The sequence below is a fragment of the Labrys okinawensis genome (assembly GCF_047345005.1).
Lineage (GTDB): Bacteria > Pseudomonadota > Alphaproteobacteria > Rhizobiales > Labraceae > Labrys > Labrys okinawensis.
Map to the genome: position 1 here is coordinate 2,435,462 of NZ_CP178864.1, position 19,264 is coordinate 2,454,725.

At 63.8% G+C, this 19,264-nt stretch carries 20 protein-coding genes; 8 read left to right on the forward strand and 12 right to left on the reverse strand.

Annotated features, from left to right (window positions below):
• The first annotated feature begins 70 nt into the window (after window positions 1–70).
• From ACMDCR_RS11470 to proC, 3 genes are all read left to right on the forward strand, one after another.
• The gene (locus ACMDCR_RS11470; RefSeq protein WP_413992651.1) at window positions 71–325 is read left to right on the forward strand and encodes an accessory factor UbiK family protein; all 255 of its coding nucleotides are present in this window, start codon (window positions 71–73) and stop codon (window positions 323–325) included.
• 150 nt (window positions 326–475) lie between these two features.
• Window positions 476–976 (forward strand): YbjN domain-containing protein, encoded by a 501-nt coding sequence (locus tag ACMDCR_RS11475; RefSeq protein ID WP_284313626.1) that lies wholly within the window; start codon window positions 476–478, stop codon window positions 974–976.
• A 4-nt stretch (window positions 977–980) separates the two neighbouring features.
• Window positions 981–1,808, forward strand: coding sequence for a pyrroline-5-carboxylate reductase (gene proC, locus ACMDCR_RS11480; RefSeq protein WP_413992652.1), 828 nt, complete (start codon window positions 981–983; stop codon window positions 1,806–1,808).
• A gap of 37 nt (window positions 1,809–1,845) precedes the next feature.
• Here the strand turns inward: proC and ACMDCR_RS11485 are convergent, their stop codons facing one another.
• Entirely contained in the window at window positions 1,846–3,717 is a 1,872-nt protein-coding gene (locus ACMDCR_RS11485; RefSeq protein ID WP_413992653.1) for a CHASE3 domain-containing protein, read from the reverse strand.
• Between the two features lie 181 nt (window positions 3,718–3,898).
• On the opposite strand from ACMDCR_RS11485, the gene ACMDCR_RS11490 reads away from it, so the two are divergent.
• From ACMDCR_RS11490 to ACMDCR_RS11500, 3 genes are all read left to right on the forward strand, one after another.
• The gene (locus ACMDCR_RS11490) at window positions 3,899–4,639 is read left to right on the forward strand and encodes a TetR/AcrR family transcriptional regulator (protein WP_413992654.1); all 741 of its coding nucleotides are present in this window, start codon (window positions 3,899–3,901) and stop codon (window positions 4,637–4,639) included.
• The gene (locus ACMDCR_RS11495; RefSeq protein WP_413992655.1) at window positions 4,636–4,992 is read left to right on the forward strand and encodes a tRNA-binding protein; all 357 of its coding nucleotides are present in this window, start codon (window positions 4,636–4,638) and stop codon (window positions 4,990–4,992) included. Before ACMDCR_RS11490 ends, ACMDCR_RS11495 begins: the two co-directional genes overlap by 4 nt.
• A 300-nt stretch (window positions 4,993–5,292) precedes the next feature.
• A complete protein-coding gene (locus ACMDCR_RS11500; RefSeq protein WP_413992656.1) occupies window positions 5,293–7,059 on the forward strand; it encodes a M23 family metallopeptidase in 1,767 nt (588 codons plus the stop codon).
• 159 nt (window positions 7,060–7,218) lie between these two features.
• On the opposite strand, the gene ACMDCR_RS11505 is transcribed toward ACMDCR_RS11500, so the two are convergent.
• The 4 genes from ACMDCR_RS11505 to ACMDCR_RS11520 form a co-directional block, all read right to left on the reverse strand.
• Complete coding sequence (locus ACMDCR_RS11505) at window positions 7,219–8,025, reverse strand: carbon-nitrogen hydrolase family protein (RefSeq protein ID WP_413992657.1); 807 nt, start codon at window positions 8,023–8,025, stop codon at window positions 7,219–7,221.
• Window positions 8,026–8,135: 110 nt separating this feature from the next.
• Complete coding sequence (locus ACMDCR_RS11510; RefSeq protein WP_413992658.1) at window positions 8,136–9,584, reverse strand: ATP-binding protein; 1,449 nt, start codon at window positions 9,582–9,584, stop codon at window positions 8,136–8,138.
• Window positions 9,584–10,297, reverse strand: coding sequence for a response regulator (locus ACMDCR_RS11515; protein ID WP_413992659.1), 714 nt, complete (start codon window positions 10,295–10,297; stop codon window positions 9,584–9,586). The genes ACMDCR_RS11510 and ACMDCR_RS11515 overlap by 1 nt, the downstream gene beginning before the upstream one ends.
• Window positions 10,294–10,830, reverse strand: a complete 537-nt coding sequence (locus ACMDCR_RS11520; RefSeq protein ID WP_413992660.1) for a MarR family winged helix-turn-helix transcriptional regulator — start codon at window positions 10,828–10,830, stop codon at window positions 10,294–10,296. Before ACMDCR_RS11520 ends, ACMDCR_RS11515 begins: the two co-directional genes overlap by 4 nt.
• Before the next feature lie 265 nt (window positions 10,831–11,095).
• On the opposite strand from ACMDCR_RS11520, the gene ACMDCR_RS11525 reads away from it, so the two are divergent.
• On the forward strand, window positions 11,096–11,989 hold the full coding sequence (locus ACMDCR_RS11525) for a branched-chain amino acid aminotransferase (protein WP_413992661.1): 894 nt from the start codon (window positions 11,096–11,098) through the stop codon (window positions 11,987–11,989).
• Window positions 11,990–12,026: 37 nt separating this feature from the next.
• Here ACMDCR_RS11525 and ACMDCR_RS11530 read toward each other — a convergent pair whose 3' ends face one another.
• The 4 genes from ACMDCR_RS11530 to ACMDCR_RS11545 all read right to left on the reverse strand — a co-directional run bounded on the left by ACMDCR_RS11530 (window position 12,027) and on the right by ACMDCR_RS11545 (window position 15,909).
• Window positions 12,027–12,659, reverse strand: coding sequence for a glutathione S-transferase family protein (locus ACMDCR_RS11530; protein WP_413992662.1), 633 nt, complete (start codon window positions 12,657–12,659; stop codon window positions 12,027–12,029).
• Window positions 12,656–13,132, reverse strand: coding sequence for an SRPBCC family protein (locus ACMDCR_RS11535; protein WP_413992663.1), 477 nt, complete (start codon window positions 13,130–13,132; stop codon window positions 12,656–12,658). The genes ACMDCR_RS11530 and ACMDCR_RS11535 overlap by 4 nt, the downstream gene beginning before the upstream one ends.
• Window positions 13,116–13,463, reverse strand: coding sequence for an ArsR/SmtB family transcription factor (locus ACMDCR_RS11540; RefSeq protein ID WP_413992664.1), 348 nt, complete (start codon window positions 13,461–13,463; stop codon window positions 13,116–13,118). The genes ACMDCR_RS11535 and ACMDCR_RS11540 overlap by 17 nt, the downstream gene beginning before the upstream one ends.
• A 178-nt stretch (window positions 13,464–13,641) precedes the next feature.
• Window positions 13,642–15,909 carry a heavy metal translocating P-type ATPase gene (locus tag ACMDCR_RS11545; RefSeq protein WP_413992665.1) on the reverse strand — a complete coding sequence of 756 codons (2,268 nt, stop codon included), beginning with the start codon at window positions 15,907–15,909 and terminating at the stop codon, window positions 13,642–13,644.
• A gap of 82 nt (window positions 15,910–15,991) precedes the next feature.
• Between ACMDCR_RS11545 and ACMDCR_RS11550 the strand changes: the two genes are divergently transcribed.
• Window positions 15,992–16,420, forward strand: a complete 429-nt coding sequence (locus ACMDCR_RS11550; RefSeq protein WP_413992666.1) for a MerR family transcriptional regulator — start codon at window positions 15,992–15,994, stop codon at window positions 16,418–16,420.
• A 26-nt stretch (window positions 16,421–16,446) separates the two neighbouring features.
• On the opposite strand, the gene ACMDCR_RS11555 is transcribed toward ACMDCR_RS11550, so the two are convergent.
• The 3 genes from ACMDCR_RS11555 to ACMDCR_RS11565 all read right to left on the reverse strand — a co-directional run bounded on the left by ACMDCR_RS11555 (window position 16,447) and on the right by ACMDCR_RS11565 (window position 19,179).
• Window positions 16,447–16,983 carry a hypothetical protein gene (locus tag ACMDCR_RS11555; RefSeq protein ID WP_413992667.1) on the reverse strand — a complete coding sequence of 179 codons (537 nt, stop codon included), beginning with the start codon at window positions 16,981–16,983 and terminating at the stop codon, window positions 16,447–16,449.
• Between the two features lie 181 nt (window positions 16,984–17,164).
• Entirely contained in the window at window positions 17,165–18,379 is a 1,215-nt protein-coding gene (locus tag ACMDCR_RS11560) for an ornithine decarboxylase (RefSeq protein WP_413993593.1), read from the reverse strand.
• A gap of 338 nt (window positions 18,380–18,717) precedes the next feature.
• Window positions 18,718–19,179, reverse strand: coding sequence for a GFA family protein (locus ACMDCR_RS11565; RefSeq protein ID WP_413992668.1), 462 nt, complete (start codon window positions 19,177–19,179; stop codon window positions 18,718–18,720).
• Window positions 19,180–19,264: the final 85 nt, after the last annotated feature.

A 19,264-nucleotide genomic window follows, 5' to 3' on the forward strand; every position in this document is an offset into this window, starting at 1 on the left:
TGACAGCGTCAAGGCGGATGCTTATAAGGGGGCCAATGACATGCTACCTCGCATGCAAAGGAGTCCTTCAATGCCCCAGCAGACCGGCCGTATGTATGACGAGTTCGCCAAGCTGATGACCGATGCTGCCGGTGTCGCCCAAGGCGTGCGCCGCGAGGTCGACAATGTCGTGCGTGGCCAGGCCGAACGCATCATGCGCGATCTCGACTATGTTCGACGTGATGAATTCGACGCCGTGCGAGAAATGGCGATCAAGGCTCGCGATGAAAACGAGCGTCTGGCCGCCCGCATAGCAGAGCTGGAAGCAAAACTTTCCACCAAATAATCGTGCGACAATAAAGCCGTGGCGACCTTGTGGACGGCGGGAACGAATCCTTGCCGATTCGGCCTGAATAGCCGAACTCTCCCTCATAGGCTGCGCTTCACTTGGTATTCGCAGCAGGAATGCGCCTTTGCGAAGGCGCCGGGAGTTGCAATGTCCGTTATAGAGCTCCAAAGCGAGCGGGCCGGCCATCCGGTTGATCTCGTCGAACACTTGGCGAGTCTCCATGACTGGGCCTTCGACAGGCTTGGCGAAGACGAGATCTCCATCGTCGTGAAGGGGCATGGCTGCGACTATGCCGTCTCCTTCACCTGGATGGACGATATCGAATCGCTGCACCTGGCCTGTTCGTTCGACGCCAAGATTCCCAAGCGCCGCCATTCCGACCTGCTGCAGACCATCGCGCTCGTCAACGAGCAGCTCTGGATCGGTCATTTCGATGTATGGAATGCCGATCAGGTCATCATGTACCGCCACGCCTTGTTCCTGGCGGGTGGGGCGGAAGTGAATACGCGACAGTGCGAGGCGCTGATCGAGATCGCCGTCGAGACCTGCGAGCGCTATTTCCAGGCTTTCCAATTCGTGATCTGGGCCGGCAAGACGCCGAAGGAGGCCCTCGAAGCCGTGTTGTTCGAGACGGTGGGCGAGGCCTGAGGCGATGGCGGGCAAACTCGACATCGGTGGGAAGCTGCTGCTTCTCGGCGCCGGCAAGATGGGCAGCGCCATGCTGGAGGGCTGGCTGAAGCTCGGCCTCGATCCGGCCGAGGTTGGCGCGCTCGACCCGCATCTACCGCCCGAGGCGAGTGCGGCGCTCACCCGCGCTGGCATCGCCGTCAATCCCGATCTCGCCGGCTTCGGCACGCCGGCCGTGGTCCTGCTGGCCATCAAGCCTCAGATGATGCTGGCGGCCATGAAAACCGTGGCGCCGCTCTTCGGAAGTCATACGCTCGCCATCTCCATCATGGCCGGCAAGACCATCGCCGGCATTGCCGCCGAACTGCCTGCGAATACCGCCATCGTCCGGGCCATGCCCAATACGCCGGCAGCCGTCGGCCGCGGCATCACCGGCGCCGTGCCCAACGCCTTCGTCACACCAGCCCAGAAGGCTGCCGCCGATGCGCTATTGCGCTCAACGGGAGCTGTCGAATGGGTCGAGGACGAGGCGCTGATCGACGCGGTGACGGCGGTGTCGGGCTCCGGGCCGGCCTATGTCTTCAACCTCGTGGAGGCTCTCGCGGCTGCGGGCGTCAAGGCGGGCCTGCCTGCCGATATGGCGATGCGCTTTGCCCGCGCCACCATTGTCGGCTCGGGCGAACTGCTCCATCAGTCCGACCTGCCGGCCGCGACGTTGCGTCAGAACGTCACCAGCCCCGGCGGCACGACGGCCGCGGCCCTCGCCGTGCTGATGGCAGAGGACGGCCTGACGCCATTGGTGGAGAGGGCGGTGCTCGCTGCGCAGAAGCGGGCAGGGGAACTGGCGTCCTGACGTCGGGACTGCCGGCTGGAAAGCCGACGCTCCCAGGCTACCCCGCCCGCAGCAGCCTCGCCACGCGTTCCGCAAAATCCGCCAGGCTGAACGGCTTGGTCATCAGGTTCACGCCATCGTCGACCACGCCGTTATGTACTACGGCGTTGCGGGTGAAGCCGGTCATGTAGAGCACCTTCACCCCGGCGCGCTGGCGCTGGATTTCCTCCGCCAGTTGCCGGCCGTTCATCTCGGGCATGATGATGTCGGTGACCAGCAGGTCGATGCGCGGGTGGTTGGCGAGGAGGGCGAGCGCGTCCTTGCCGTTGTCGGCATGGATGACGGAATAGCGGAGTTCGCGCAGGGCATCCACGGCAAAACGGCGCATGCTGCTCTCATCCTCGACAACCAGGATGATCTGCTCGTGCGTCCCGAGCGGGATCTCGTCCGTCCTTGGCATCAGGGGGCTGGGCGCGGTTTCCGGCTCCACCGTGCGCGGCAGGTAGATCTTGATCGCCGTGCCATGGTTGAGCTCCGAATAGATGCGGATATGACCGCCGGATTGCTTCACGAAGCCATAGACCTGGCTGAGGCCGAGCCCGGTGCCCTTGTCCACCGCCTTGGTTGTAAAAAAGGGATCGAAGGCGCGAGCCAGCACCTCCGCTGGCATGCCCGTGCCGTTGTCGGTGACCGATATCAGCACATATTGGCCGGGCGGGACGTCGTCGAGCGGGCGGGTATAGGTTTCGTCGAGGAAGGCGTTGGCTGTCTCGATGGTCAGTTTGCCTCCCTCAAGCATGGCGTCGCGCGCATTGACGGCGAGGTTGAGGATGGCACTTTCGAGCTGGGCCGGATCGGCCCTGGTGCGCCAGTTGCCAGCGCCCAGGACTGTCTCCACCTGGATATTCTCGCCGATCGTGCGGCGGAGAAGGTCATTCATGCCGCCGACCAGCTTGTTGCAGTCGATCACCTGGGGAACCAGGGGCTGTTGGCGGGAGAAGGCGAGCAGGCGGTGCGTCAGGGTCTCTGCGCGGCGGGCGCCAGAGAGCGCGTTCTCAATATATTGCACCGCCTTGTCTTCTTGCGGCCGCCAGCGGCGCAGCAGAAGCCCGAGATTGCCGATGATCACGGCAAGCATGTTGTTGAAGTCGTGCGCGACGCCTCCGGTCAACTGGCCAATCGCCTCCATCTTCTGGGACTGGCGCAGCTGCGCCTCGACCTTGGTGCGTTCCTCGATCTCGTCCTGAAGGGAGGCATAGGCGGAGGCAAGCTGGCGGTTGCCGGCTACGAGTTGGTCATTGGCCGATTTGACGCTGAAATAAGTGCCGATACCCAGCCCCATCGCGGCGAGAGCCGCCAGTGCGGTGGAGATATCCAGCCAGAATGTGGTGGTCTTCACGGTCCTGGTGCGCTGCTGGAGCAGGATCTGCTCGGCTTTCACCATCTCGTCCGCTAGGGAGCGGGCTTGGCTCATATAGGCCTGTTTCTGGCTCTCGACGAGCAGCGCGACCGCCTTGCTACGGTCGCCGGCATTATAGGCCGCGACAATCCCGTCGAAGGCATCGCGTGACATAAGCGCGAACTCCCGATAGCGCCGTGCGCGGTCGGCCTGTGCGGGATTGTCGGCAACAAGGCTGGCGACACGATCGATCGTTTCGGGAATCTTCGGATCGGCTTTGGTGTAGGGAGCGAGCGTCGACAGATCGTCCTCGATCAAGAGGCCCCGCACGCCGATCTGGGCATCCTGAAGTGTCGAGAAGGAGGTCACGACTGCCGACTGTACCTGCAATGTGTGCGAGACCCAGTGCTCGTTTTCGGCCTGCGCGTTGGTAAGCCAGGCTGCACATCCCACGATGACAGCCAGAAGAGCGAAGCCGGCCGCCAGCGTCACTGGACTGATAGGCGCCTTCTTCACAGATTGCTGCAACATTCCCTGGCCGTGTTTGGTACCGTCAAGCGTTTGTTGGCAAACAGTAGAGGCCGCCCCTGGCAACATCAAGTCATCCCAGGAAAGGTGGCCTTCTCTCGGCCATGCCAACGCGCCGCATTGATCCGGCCCGTAGACGGCCTATCTTCACTGTAGACAGGCAATGAAACAGCGAGGACTGGTCATGGCTGAGAAAACGCGGGAAGAAGGCGCCCTCGATCCGCGCCAGGCTGCGATCGATGCCTTATTGGCACTCAGTGCCGAGACGGCCTGGAAGGATATCGGCCTCAACGACATTGCCGGAAAGGCCGGGCTCAAACTGTCGCTCCTGCGCGGTCTCTTCCCGTCCAAGGGCGCGATGCTTGCCGCGTATTCGCGGCAGGTCGATCAGGCCGTGCTCGACGGCATCGACGAGGGCATGGCAGACGAACCGGCTCGCGAAAGGCTCTTCGATGTCCTGATGCGGCGCCTTGACGTGCTGGCGCCACACAAGGTGGCGATCGAGAATATCAGCAAGGCCTTTGCGGTCGATCCGCTCTCGCTGGCAGCTTGGAATCGCGTGGTCACGAATTCAATGCAATGGATGCTGGTGGCTGCCGACATCGACGCCGAAGGGCCGCTCGGCGCCGTGCGGGCGCAGGGCCTGGCGCTTGCCTGGTCGCGCATCATCAAGGTCTGGCTTAGGGATGACGACGAAGGCCTCGCCGTGACGATGAAGGAAGTCGACCGGCAATTGCGGTCCGGCGAGCGCTGGATGGAGCGGGCGGACGATTTGTTCCAGATCTTCAAGCCCTTCTGCCGCATGGCGGAGCGTTCGCACGAGCGGCGCTCGCGCATGCGCGAGCGCCTGCGCACGAGGTTCCATGATTTCGCCGATGCGCGCCGCCGCCGGTCCGGCGGCCAGGACGATGCGGAGGCCGTGTGAGCAGTACCGAAGCCGCCGCCGTCATCAGTTTCGACGACTTCCTGAAAGTTGATATCCGCATTGGCACGATCCTCGAAGCGGCGGTCCTGGACGGGGCTCGCAAGCCGGCCTATCGCATGCGCATCGATTTCGGCGAGGAGATCGGCATCAAGGTCTCCTCGGCGCAGATCACCGTGCACTATGGCGCCGAGGAACTGGTCGGGCGCCAGGTAATGGCGGTGGTGAATTTTCCGCCGCGACAGATCGGCAAGTTCATGTCGCAGGTGCTCACACTGGGTTTTGCAGACAAGGACGGGGCGATCGTGCTGGCGGTGCCAGAGCGTGCCGTTCCGAACGGGGTGCGGCTGGTATAGAGCCCTTGCCGCCTCAACGGTAGCCTCAGCTTGGCAGAGGCCGAGCCCTTAATTCCCACGACTACGCCTCCGGCCTGGTCGGGCAGCGGAGAGCCTGGTTGGCGATTCCGTATCTCGCCAACGCGAATTTGGGTGCTTGGATGCACCCAGGGCATTGACTGGAGACGGCCTTTTTGTGGATGGTGACTCTCCCCGTCACACTCCTGCCCATATCATGATTTTGTTAACCATCATGATGCTCAGGCCGAAATCGGCGAGGCAGCCCCGACTGGCCTCGTGCTTCGACAGGATTTGCCTGTCGTGAGCCTGCATCACCTCCGCCTGCAGCCCTATCGCGCGGCAAGGCTGGCTGACCCGCCACCCTTGAACGTGTCGTCGCCCAATGATCCGCGCCTCAACCGGCGCGCTATCAACCGGCGCTGGCTCGCGGCGACCGTGCTGATGGCGGGGGCGGCCTGCTTTCTGATGCTCGGCGCGCTGGACGTCGCCTTCCACGGCAAATGGCATTTCAGGGCCGCGGTCGCCGTCTTCGCCCGATCCACTGTGGCCGAGATCGATGAATCGCTCGACGGGCGGGGTGACCGCCTCGACCCGCTGAAGACCACGGTCCAGATCGCGCCCTCCCAGGTGCATCTGGGCGAACTCAGCGTGCCAGGCCTCGGCGCCAAGCCACAGCATCGTCTGCAGGCCCATCTCGGCCCCGGCGAGACGGTTGCCGTGGTCTCGGCGGTAGCCAAGCGGGTGGAGCCTTCGGATGATGCGGACCCGGTGCAACTCGCCGGCGATCCCATGCCGCCGGAGATCCGCTATGGCACTTCGGTGCGTCGCCGTCGCGCCGTGCATCCGGCAACGCTCGCGGCGCTCGGCTATGCTGATGGCGATGACACGCTTGCCCGGGCCGAGGCCATCAACATGACGGTGGTTCCCGAGGCGCTCAACCGCCAGGACATGGTCGAAAAGATCATCATGGCCAAGTCGAAGGATACGCTGCCCCTGATCCTCACGTCCTTCGGCGCCAGCGGCGGCGATGCGGAGGCCATCACGGCCCGGATGCCTGGATGGTCCGACGGCAAGCCTGGCCTCCTCGCGGGCGGCGAGATGGTCACCGTCGTCCAGCCCGATGCCGCCGGCGACAAGGCACCGGTACGCCCGAGCCGGGTGATCGTCCAGCGCCCGGGGAGCGATCCGGTCGCCGTCGCCCTCACCGATGACGGCAGTTACGATGAAATGACAGCGCCGCCCCCGGGTGGCGCCGACATGCCCAAGCCGCCGGCAGGCGCGGGCGCGGCGCCAACCATCGGGCCAAGCATCAGCGTGCGCGACAATCTCTATGCCCTGGCGCAAGCCAACAATATCGACCGCTCGGTGATCGACCAGGCCGTGCGGCTGGCTGGCCGCGATATCGATCTCGACGGGCCGGCTTCGCCCGACGACAGCGTCGACATCCTCTATGCGCTCGACGACGACGGCCAGCAGGAACTGACCTTCGCCGGCCTCACAATCGCTGGCGAGCCGCATCGCTATTACCGCTTCACCTCGCCGGACGATCGCAGCACGGACTATTATGACGAGGATGGGCATTCGCAGACGGTGATGCTCTTGCGCAAGCCCGTGGCCAATGGTCGCCTCGGTGACGGGTTCGGCTGGCGCATCCATCCAGTCCTGCATGACCGGCGTTTCCACGAGGGGGTGGACTACGCCGCTCCCTACGGCTCACCCGTGGCAGCGGCCGGGTCGGGCGTGATCGAGAAGATCGACCAGGAGTCGGGTTACGGCAAATATATCCGCGTGCTGCATGACCAGGGTTATGAGACGACCTATGCCCACGTCTCCGGCTTTCCCAGGAATATGAGGGTCGGCACTCGCGTGCATCAGGGCGAGACCATCGCCTATATCGGCTCGACGGGCCTGTCCACCGGGCCGCATCTCTATTACGAGGTGCGCATCAACGGCCGTAATGTCGATCCGCTGCGGATCAAGCTGGAGGCGGGGCGCGTGCTCGGCGGCGGGGCGCTGGTGGCGTTCAAGCAGCAGCGCGAGAAGCTGGAAGCGGCTCTCACGCAGTAGTTCCCTAAGACCGCGGGCTTTTATGCCTGCGATCGCAGGCATCCCTGCCTGCTCTTGGAAACGATGCGCCAAAAAAGAGGGCAGAGGCCGGAGGGAAACCAGCAGTCCCGGGAGGGCGCGGTTTCCGAAAGGCTCGTCTCCATGGGCGAGCGCTGTGTTTCAAGAGGCAGGCAGGGATGCCTGCGGTCCCAGGAACTTCACGGCCACCACGTCCTCCCGCGCCTGCCCCAGGATCCAGTCCGACACGTCGTCGAGAGGCAACTCCGCCCGGATCGTCGAGATCTCCCCGATCGCCGCTTCCGCCAGCGCCTTGCCGGAAGGCGCGACGATCAGGCTGGGGCAGAGTTGATCCGCTGCCGCATTGTTGGCGCCGAGAACGAAGCGCTGCGTCTCCGCCGCCCGGCTGATCGCATGAGCCCGCCACACCTCGTGGCCCGTGACGCTGCCGATGGCATTGTTGACATAGGCGATCACCTGCGCCCCTTTCGCAGCCAGGACACGCCATTGCTCGGGATAGCGGATTTCCCGGCACATCTGGATGCCCAGCCGCAGCGACGTGCCGCCGACCTCCATCTCGAACACTGGCAGGTCATGCCCGGCGGTGAAGCGCGCCCGCTCGCTCCAGGCCAGGTTGATCTTGTCGTAGCGCTCGAGCCGGCCTTCGGGCCCCAGATAGAAGCTTGCGTTTCGCCAGCCGCCATCGATGGGTACGCAGGCGCCAACAATGAGGTGAAGACGCTTCCCGGTCACAAGCGAACGTGTCGTTTCCAGGGCTCGCCGACTCTGGGCCTGGTCGATCGCGTCGACGAAATCCGAGGTGGGCAGATAGCCCGACAGCGCACCTTCCGGCACCACCGCCAGTGTCTCGGGCGGGAGCTCCGCCAGGGCCGTGGATAAATGAGCCAGATTGGCGCCGATATCCATCGTGACCGGAAACTGGAGGACTGCCGCCTGGATCGTCGCCACTGCTTCACCGGCTCCTGGCACAAACGCAGATGCCATAAGGCGAGCTGCGGTTGTTTCCAAGGGGAGTCGGAACTTCCTTGTTCGAACTCGCCGCCGTGCCGATCCCGCGCCTACACCGGTATGCGCACCGTTGCCCGCAGGCCGCCAAGCGGGCTCTTGCCCAAGGTGATGTCGCCGCCATGGAAGCGGGCAATGTCGCGGGCGATGGCAAGGCCGAGACCCGTGCCGCCATAGTCCTGGTTGCGGGCCTCATCGAGACGGAAGAAGGGCTTGAAGACGTCCTCGCGGCTGTCCTCGGGGATGCCGGGCCCGTCATCGTCGACGGTGACGATGAGGTAGCGGCTTTCGCGCTGGCCGGCGATCATGATTGCCCTGCCGAAGCGCTGGGCGTTGGAGACCAGATTGGTCAGGCAGCGCTTGAAGGCATCCGGACGCACCACCACGATGGGATTGCCCTGGAAGCTGGCCTTTGTGTCGTGGCCCTGGCGGACGGAATCCGAGCGCAGTTGTTCCAGCAGCATCTCGATGTCGGTGGGCGCGGCCTGCTCTGCGGCGTCGCCGCGCGCGAAGGCCAGATAGGCCTCCAGCATGCGGCTCATCTCGTCGACATCCTTCTGCAGGTCCTCGAACTCGGGATTGCTTTCGTCGAGCAGGGCGAGCGAGAGCTTGAAGCGCGTCAGGATGGTGCGCATGTCGTGCGATACGCCGTTGAGCATGGCGGTGCGCTGCTCGAACGAGCGCTCGACGCGCCGGCGCATCTCGATGAAGGCGTTCGCGGCCTGCCTGACTTCACGCGCCCCGCGAGGCCGAAAATTCTGGACGTCGCGGCCCTTGCCGAAATCCTGCGCGGCGACGGCGAGCTGCTGTATCGGCCGGATCTGGTTGCGCAGGAACAGGATCGCTACCGTCATCAGGATCAGTGAGGAGCCCAGCATCCAGAGCAGGTAGATATAGGAGTTGGAGGCAAAGGTCTGGCTGCGAAGGGCGAATACGCGCAGCACGGTATCGTCCAGCTTGATGCGGATCTCCACCAGGTTGGAGCGCCCAACCGTATCGATCCAGAACGGCAAGCCGATGCGGGCGCGGATTTCGTCGGACAGGGCCTGGTCGAGAATGTCGAAGAAGGGCCGGGCGCCGCGCGGAGGAAGATCTTCGGGCGGACGGAACTCGATGCCGAGGGCGAGCTGCTTCTGGGCTATGTTCTGCAACATTTCCCTGGTGGCCTTGTCGTGCGGCAATTGCTCATAGAGCTCGACGAGTCCCGCAATGTCCTTGGTCGTGGCCGCCGACAGGCGCTCGGTCACGCCCTGCCAGTATTTCTCCATGAACATGTAGGTGACGATGGCCTGCAGGATCACCATTGGCGTGATGATGATCAACAGCGACCGGGCATAGAGGCCCTTCGGCATGCGGTCGCCAAGGACGGAAAGCAGATGTCCTGGACCGGCTGCAAGCTCGCGCGTCCTCGTCCATGCGCTGCGCCCGGCCTCGGCGATCCGGGCCAGATGCTTGCGGGCGAGCGCGCCCGGAACGAGGTGGGCCGGCTGACGATGCTCCATCACATATCGACCATAAGGCGATAGCCGGTTCCACGCACCGTCTGGAGATAGACGGGATTGCCGGGGTCCTTCTCGATCTTGCGGCGCAAGCGATTGATCTGCACATCGACGGTGCGCTCATTGGCACTGTCTGCAGCGGGGCCGGCCAGCGCCAGCCGGTCGACGGTCTCGCGCGGCTTTTCCACCAGGAGGCGCAGCATGTCGCGCTCGCGCTCGGTGATGCGGACGGTCTCGCCAGCCTGCTGCAGCTCGCCGCGAGCGACATGGAAGGTAAAATCGCCGAAGGTGAGGATATCGCGCACCGGCTCGGCCGGGGCAGGGGCGGCGGCTCGCTTCAGGATATTGTTGATGCGCAGCAGCAATTCGCGCGGCTCGAAGGGCTTGGCGAGATAATCGTCGGCACCGATCTCCAGGCCCTGGATGCGGTCATTCGGATCGCCTCGCGCCGTCAGCATCAGGATCGGCACGCTCGAATCGTTGCGGATCCAGCGCGTGAGGTCGAGGCCATTCTCGCCCGGCATCATCACGTCGACGATCAGCAGATCGAAGGCGATTGCGCCGATGCGCTGGCGGGCGCTCGCCGCATGCTCGGCCATGGTCACCCGATACCCGTGCTCGTTGAGATAGCGAGACAGCAGGGCGCGGATGCGATTGTCATCATCAACCAGGAGGATATGGGGTGCATCGTCGGGCAGGACGGCAACCTTGTTCATCGGTCCTCGCCCATAGTTGCATTGCCGCGAATGAGACGTGCCACCGCCGCTCGTTCTTCCGTATTGACCATGGCGAAAAGGAAACGCTCGACGAAATCATGGCTGCCGACGCCGGCTTCCGCAAGGGCATTCGCGATGCGCTCCGACTGTGTCCTTGCCAATTCCGCTGCCAGTTTTTTACCCTTGGATGTGGTGGCCAGCAGGCGCTGGCGGCGATCTTCCCGGCCCTCGCGCTGCAGGACGAAGCCCTGGTCGATCAGTTCCTTCAGCACCCGCGCCAGCGATTGCTTGGTGATCTTCAGGATATCCAGCAATTCGGCGACAGTAAGGTCAGGGTTGCGATCGACGAAATGCAGCACGCGGTGATGGGCCCTGCCGAAACCGTAGATCTCGAGGGCATGATCCGGGTCAGCGACGAAATCGCGATAGGCGAAAAACAAGAGTTCGATGAGGTCGTAGAGCGGAGGCCCTGCGGAGTGGGGCTCCGCACGGGGTTTTGAAGCCGGGAGGCGAGAGAAATTTACGTCAGTCATATTGACATATTTTCGTCAGATCGTTACGCAAACGGGGCTTGCGGCGAAAGGATGTTCCGCCGAACGGGATTGGAAGTTTCCTGCCGTCTGAATCATAAGGGGATTTGCCCCCCGACGCAAAAGCGACGGACGAATATTGTCATGTCCGGCCCGCAAGGGCCGGTGGTTTTCAAGCCGGCGAAGTCCTATTCTGTGGCCAGTCGGAACAGTTTCCGCGCCGGGAAGGCACGGACATAACAAAGCGCGGAGCGCTGGAGGATCTACCATGTCGATCTTGCCCTTCGATCAACGGGAAGGCTTTATCTGGCTGGATGGCCAGATGCTGGCCTGGGGCGATGCCAAGCTGCATGTCCTGTCTCATGGCCTGCATTATGGCGGCGCAGTCTTCGAGGGCGAGCGCGCCTATGGCGGCAAGATCTTCAAGTCATGCGAGCACTCCGCCCGCTTCCAGCGCTCCGCCGAATATCTCGATTTCAAGATCCCCTATTCGGTGGCCGAACTCGACGCTGCCAAGCATCTCGTGCTTGAGAAGAACGGGTTGAAGGACGCTTATGTCCGCCCGGTCGCCTGGCGCGGTTCGGAGATGATGGCGGTTGCAGCCCAGAACGCCACCACTCACACCGCCATCGCCGTGTGGGAATGGCCGAGCATGTTCGACATGGCCACCAAGATGAAGGGCATCCGCCTCGACATCGCCGAATATCGCCGCCCCGATCCGAAGACGGCGCCCTCGCTGTCCAAGGCCGCCGGTCTCTACATGATCTGCACCATCTCCAAGCATCGCGCCGAGCGTGACGGCTATGCCGATGCGCTGATGTTCGACTGGCAGGGACGCATCGCCGAATGCACGGGCGCCAATGTCTTCTTCATCAAGGACGGCAAGATCCACACGCCGATTGCCGACTGCTTCCTCGATGGCATCACGCGCCAGACGGTGATCGGCCTTGCCAAGGCGCGCGGCCTGGAAGTGGTCGAGCGGCGCATCATGCCCGACGAACTCGACGATTTCAGCGAGTGCTTCATCACGGGAACAGCGGCGGAAGTAACGCCCGTCTCCGAGGTTAGAGGCCATCGCTACACGCCGGCTGCCATCACGCGTTCGCTGATCGAGGACTTCACCCAGGCCGTGCGCCCCGACAGCCAGTCGGCCGCCGCCTGACCGGTGTGCCAAGGCGCGATAGTGCGAGGCGGCTCGATCAGGCAGCCGCCTCGGTATGCGGTCGTGAGGGGAAAGGTTGGCGCCAGGCCTCCAGCTCGTTGAGACGATCATGCCAGCGGCGGATATTGGGGTAGTCGTCGAGTGGAATGCGGGCAGCTCCGGCGTCCGGCAGAGCCGAGGCGAGGGCAAAATCGGCAACGGTCAGAGCATCGCCCACCACATGGGTGCGACCGTCAAAATGATCGTCGAGGAGGCGGGCCGAGCGGTGGGTTTCGGCCAGGGCGGCGGCGACTATCGCCCTATCCGGTTCGCCCATGCCGATATGGGGCTTCACCACATGCTCGAACCACAGTGTGCCGGTGTGGCGGGTGAAATGCTGGCTGTCCCAGCTCAGCCAGCGCATCACCTCGATCTGGCGCCGGTCATGCGGCCAGAGATCCGCGCCGGCCAAGTCCGAAAGATGGCACATGATTGCGTTGGCCTCCCACAGCGACCAGTCACCGTCCCGCAGCACCGGCACGCGGCCATTCGGGTTGATGGCGAGGAAGGGCGCCTGACGATGCTCGCCATGCGGCAAATCCACCCGCACGAATTCGACGGGCGAGCCGAGAAGGCGGGCGACGGCGCAGGCTTTGCGCGGATTGAGGGTCTCGCAATAATAGAGTTTCATGACTGTGCTTCCTCGAGCCAGGCTGCGAGCCGGTCGAAGCTCTCGTTCCAGCCACCCTGATGGCCGTCGCGCGAGGCGCGGCTCTCGAACAGGGCCTGATGGAAATGCATGCGGGTCTGGCCGGCCTCATCCTGTAGCGTGACCGTCACGATGGTTTGCGGACCGGGACGGCCGCCGCCATCCTCCCAGGCATGGGTGAAGACCAGGCGGTCGGGCGGCGAGACTTCCAGATAAGTCCCCTGGACCCAGTGATCGCCGCCGTCGGGGGCATGCAGGCAGGTACGGAAGAAGCCTCCGGTCCGGCAGTCGAACTTGTCGGGCGTGGCGGTGAAGCCTTTCGGGCCGGGCCAATGCGCAAGATGCTCTGCATCCGTCCATGCGCTGAAGACGAGGTCTCGCGGGGCCTTGAACAGGCGGGTGATGGTGAGCTCGCGCTCGCTCGCAGCCAGCGTGGCGTTACTTGTCGCGGCCATTGTCGCTCTCCTTGCTTTGGATCGTGGCGAGGTAGTCGTCGAGGCGGTCGAAGCTTTCATCCCAGAAGCGGCGGTAATGCTCGACCCAGTCGAAGGCGCCCTTCAGCGGCGCCGCCTCGAGCCGGCAAGGCCGCCACTGGGCCGTGCGACCGCGCGTAATCAGGCCGACGCGCTCCAGCACCTTGAGATGTTTGGAGATCGCAGGCTGGGTGAGCGAGAAGGGCTCCGACAATTCGGTGACGGTGGCCTCTCCCAGCGCCAGCCGGGCCAGGATCGCCCGGCGGGTGGGATCGGCGAGGGCCGAGAAGGTTTCGCTGAGGAGGTCGGGCATAGTATATAGCCAAATGGTTATTTAACTTGTTGGCTATATACGAGCGAAGGTTGGGGATGTCAAGAAGGGCGGAACGCCGGAGTCGTTCCTGGGATCGCACGCATCCTTGCCTGCCTCTTCCCATCTCGCAAGCGCGACGTTTCGAAGAGCAGGCAGGGATGCCTGCGATCCCAGAGAATTACACCTTCGCCTTCAGCAGCCTCAATGCATTCATCGTTACCAGCACCGTTGCCCCGGTATCCGCCAGGATGGCGGGCCACAGGCCGGTGATGCCGGCAATGGTGGTGACCAGGAAGACCGCCTTCAGGCCGAGTGCGATGGCGATGTTCTGGTGGATGTTGGCCATGGTTCGCTTGGAGAGATCGACCATGCCTGCGACATCGGCGACACGGCCATGCAGAACGGCGGCGTCGGCCGTCTCCAGCGCCACATCGGTGCCGCCGCCCATGGCGATGCCGACATCCGCCGCCGCGAGGGCCGGGGCGTCGTTGATGCCGTCGCCGATTTTTGCCACCGTCTGTCCCTGCCGGCGCAGCTCATTGACGATGCGCTGCTTGTCCTCGGGCAGCAATTCCGCATGGACCTCGAGCCCCAAGGTCTTGCCGATGGCCGCGGCGGTGCGCGCATTGTCGCCGGTGAGCATCAGCGTGCGCACGCCGGCCTGGCGCAGGGCCTCAAGGCCGGCCAGCGCATCGGTCCGCGGTTCGTCGCGCATGGCGATGAGGCCGGCGGGAGCGCCCTCGACGAGCAGCACCGACACCGTCTTGCCGTCGTCGTTCAATGTCTCGATGCATGCCAGCGCATCGGCGGACAAGGAGGCCTGTGCGACCGCCGCCTTGGCGGAGCCGAGGAACACGGACTTGCCCTCCACCGTTCCGCTCACCCCCTTGCCACCGAGCGCTCTGGCATCGGCGACCACGGGCGCAGCGATGCCCTGTTCGCCCGCCTTCGCCAGGATGGCGATGGCGAGCGGATGGCTGGAGCCGGTTTCGAGCGCGGCGGCAAGGCGCAATACCTCTGCTTCTGTCCCGCCAAGGGCGACGATGTCGGTCACTTTGGGCTTGCCCTCAGTGAGCGTGCCCGTCTTGTCGAAAGCGGCGGCAGTGATCTTGCCAACGGTCTCCAGCACGGCGCCGCCCTTGAGCAGCAAGCCCCGGCGTGCCCCGGTGGACAGGGAGGCGGCGATGGCGGCCGGCGTCGAGATCACCAGGGCGCATGGGCAGCCGATCAGCAGGATCGCCAGGCCTTTGTAGATCCATTCGCTCCAGCTGGCGCCGGCGAGCAGGGGCGGCAGGCAGGCGACGAGCGCCGCGACCACCACCACGCCCGGCGTGTAATAGCGCGAGAAACGGTCGATGAAGCGTTCGGTGGGCGCCTTCTTTTCCTGTGCCTCCTCGACCAGCTTGACCACGCGGGCAATGGTGTTGTCCGCCGCAGCGGCCGACACACGGATGCGCAGCGCGCCGTCGCCATTCATGGTGCCCGCAAAGACGGTGGCTTCTGGCCCCTTGCGCACCAGCGTGCTCTCGCCGGTGACCGGCGCCTCGTCGATGGCGCTCTCGCCCGTGAGGATGACACCGTCCGCCGGGATACGATCACCCGGGCGCACCAGGATGGTGGCGCCGATGGCCAGCGTTTCAGCGTCGATCTCGCGGGTCTTGCCGACTTCTTCAAGAAGCGCCGTCTTGGGCACCAAGGTGGTGAGCGACTGGATGCTCGCCCGCGCCCTGCCGGCAGCGACGCCTTCGAGCAATTCGCCGATCAGGAAGAGCAGCACTACGGTGGCCGCTTCCTCGCTCGCGCCGATGATGACGGCGCCGACCGCGGCGATCGTCATCAGCATCTCGATGGAGAAGGGCGTGCCATAGCGTGCCGCCATGAAGGCACGGCGCGCGATCGGGATGAGGCCGACCAGCATGGCGGCGTCGAAGACCCAGCGCTCGATGGCAGGGAAGAGATGGCCGATGCCGTAGGCCGCCACGAGGGCCAGCGCAGCGGCAATGGTCAGCCGCCCCTTGGCGGATTGCCACCACGGCCCCGTGCTCGGGCCATGGTCGTGGCCGTGCAGACCGGCGAGTGCCTCCTCCTTGTCGTCATGCTTATGGCCGTGGTCATGGTCGTGGCCCGCGTGGTCGTGATCCGCGTGATCATGCCCATCATGGTCGTGATCGTGGTGATGACGGCCGTGATCATGAGACGGCCTGGGAGCCGTGGCGGCGCCTGCGCTTATCGTCGCAAGCCCGTAACCCAGGCTGCGGACACGGTCCTCGATCACCGCCAGATCCTGGCTTTCGCCATGCTGCACCGTCATGGTGCCAGCCGATACCGAAACCGAAACATCTTCAACACCCGCCACGCGGCGCACGGCGGTGTCGATCTTGGTTGCGCAGGAGGCGCAATCCATGCCCTCGATGCGGTAGCGCGTTTCCTTCGCCGCAGCGGTCATTTGCGAAATCCCAGAGAAATCAAAGCCCTTGCATGTTTCGCGCGAATATTTACATCCTCTAGTGGCTAGAGGAGCAAGCGAAATGAGCACGGCAGGTGTGGCGATTGGCGAGGCAGCGCGGCGGAGCGGCGTGAAAGTGCCCACGATCCGCTATTATGAGCAGGTCGGCCTCCTGCCGGAACCGCCGCGCACCGACGGTAACCGACGTCTCTATCAGAAGGGCGACGTGCGGCGGCTCGCCTTCATCCGCCACGCACGGGAACTCGGCTTCGACGTCGATTCCATCCGCGCACTTCTGGAGTTGCAGGATAACCCGGCGCAGTCCTGCGCCACCGCCGACTCAATCGCTCGCGCGCGCCTCGTCGAAGTGGAGCAGCGCATCACCAGCCTGCTCGCGCTCAAGACAGAGCTGGAACGCATGGTGACAGGCTGCGAACACGGCCGCGTCGACGAATGCCGCGTGATCGAGATCCTCGCCGACCACGGCAAGTGTTTGCACGAGCGTCATTGAGCGGTTATAGGCTAGGCGGCGCCTGCTCAACCGCCGGCCATCCGCAGACGTTCGCGGGCTTTGGCGGGCGTGGGGCCTCCGCCCAATTGGATGGAAATACGATCTTCGGTTATAGTAACGCGCCCGACGCAATCGACCTTGCCGGCAACGGGAAAGGACTTGTTGCAGGTGACGGTCGCAGCCATGGAAGTTGGCGTTTTATGTGCGCTGGTAACCTGGCCATTGATTGCTGCTACCACGGGCGAAGTAGCAAACGAAACTTGTAGCGCCGCAAGTAACTTCGCATCCGTTATCTGGCGATTGGTCATCAAAAGTCGATAGCTCGTCGCCAAATTGCCAGGAAGAGGCTTATAACCCGCCATGACAAAGCCTGGGCCGCCGCAAGATGCTGTCTTGCAGATGAGAAATTTGTCGAAATGAGTTCCATAAGCGACGCCAGGAAGAGATAAATGCGCGTCTTGCCATCCTTGGGAGGCAAGCGCCGGGTTTGAAGCTGGCGTAAGCGTCGCTCCTCCAGGCGCACAAGCGGCTGTTGCGAGGCAAATAGCCGAAACTGCAAGCATGCGACGCACAAAGGCCCCCTAATAGTAAACCTACAAGTAAATTAACTTCATGTAATCTTAGGGAAGGACTTTGCTTCGGGCAATCGTTTCGGGGACCAGATCCGGCTTTATTTATTGTGCGAGCCTTAGTATCTGCCGAGCCATGGCTCAGCGCATGCGCCTCGGGCGCGGCGGTCGAGACTCATTCCGCCGCGATCGGGACGCTCACGCCTGGCTCTTCGTCGAAGGGCGTTTCAAGCTCCACGAACTTGTCGGGGTAGAAGCCGTTGAATCGGGTGCGCAGGCCGAGGGAATAGGCGCCGATATGGCCGATTTCGATCCAGTCGCCGGTGTCGATAGTCTCGGGCAGGTAGAAGGGCCGCGTCAGGATATCGACGGAATCGCAGGTGGCGCCGCAGACGCGGAAGGGCAGCAGCTTGTCGGGCGAGCCGTTGCGGCGCTTGCGGGCGGGATCGGGGATGAAGCGTGTCGGCAGCAGCAGCTTGCCGGTCCAGGAGTCGGAGAGCGAGGCCCAGACGCCGTCGTTGATGTAGAGGCGCTGGCCCTTCTTCAGCATCACGCGCACCAGAACGGAAAGGCAGCGCGCCACGATCACGCGGCCGGGTTCGGCCACCAGCGGCAGGTCGTCAAGCTTCCAGTCGGCGATGTCGGCGGTGATCTGCCGCATCAGCGCCTGCGTGGTCGGCGTGGTGGAATTGGAACCCTTCTTCTTCGGATCCATGCCGTATTGGGCCGGAAAGCCGCCGCCTATATCAAGCTCGACGATGTCCTCCTTGATGCGCGAGCGCACCCAGGCGACGGAGGCGAGCCCACGCTCGTAAGTCTCGGGATCCTCGACCTGCGAGCCGACATGGAAGGCGATGCCCGTCTTGAAGCCGATGCCGGCCATGCGATCGAGCAGTTCGACAGCATGGGTGGGTGTCGCGCCGAACTTCTTGGACAACTCGTAGGCCGCCGCGCCCTTGGTGGCGAGACGCAGGAACAGCGTGATCTCCTCGGGCGGGATATCGAGCGCCCGCACGATGCGCAGGATCTTGGCGACCTCGTCCTCATGGTCGAGCGAAAGATCGCGGATGCCATAGGTCTCCAGCGCCAGGCGGATATGCGACTGAGCCTTCACCGGGTGCATGTAGAGGAGCTCGCAACCCGGCGCCGCCTCGCGTGCCGCCTCGAACTCCGCCGGGCTCGCCACATCGAAACTCTTGATGCCGGCCTCGGCCAGCACCTTCAGGATCATAGGCTCGCCATTGGTCTTGACCGCATAGGCCGTCTTCCCGGGAAAGAGCGCCATGAATTCGCGCGCATCGGCGGCCAGCACCTGTGGGCGGAAGCCATAGACGGGCTCATCCGGACGCAGCGCCAGAGCGGCCTCGCGGGCGGTCGGGAATTTCTGCATGGTCGAATCGGCGCTGTTCTTCATGAAGCCCGTTTTAAGCCTGTTCGGTGCAGTCGCAAAACAACTTGGTTTCCTGACAAAATTGTGACGGGGTAAGTCTATGGCACCAACATCGTGCAGGGAGGCACCAAATGCGGAGTGGCAGTCTCCGACTGCCATTTCCCTCTCATGCAGACGCGACGTTTCCAGGATGGCGATTGGAAATCGCCACTCCAATCTTGCGCCTCGCCCTGCAAAGTTGGTGCGTGCAGGCTTTCATGCCTGCACCATTATTGCCTCGTGTGATCCCACCACTCCCACATGGCCGAAGTAGCTAGAGTTGGGACACCCTTTGCGCCCTACATCGGCGCTCGGGCGCCATGCTTGGTGTATTCGGCAATCAAGGCCGGATATTCGGTGAAGTCCGGTTCCTTGGGGTAGCTGTGCACGGCCGAGGTCATCGCCCACGTAATCTTCTCCGCGGTGTTGACTTCGATATAGGGCCAGAACCAGCTGTGGTCGTCGAGCAGGGTAGGGCGCACATTGACGAAATCCTCGAAGCCGTCCGGGCGGGTGAACATCCAGCTCATGCAATAGGGGCAGAAATAATGGCCGGTGGCACCGTGCATGCCGCCGATAACCGGCTCGCCGGCGGTGACGGCGAAGCCCTTGCTCGGCACAGTCAGGGTCAGCGAATAGGCGCTCGCCGTCATGCGCTGGCAACCGCGGCAATGGCAGGCCGAGGCCATCAGCGGCCGGGCGCTCACCTCGAAACGGCACTGGCCGCAGCGGCATTGGCCCTTCATGGACAGCTTGGACATGGACGTCGGTTCCTTCCTAATCCTGGATCGAGTTAGGGAAACGTCGAAGAATAAGTGAATCGGTGTGAGACTGTCATCCCCGGCG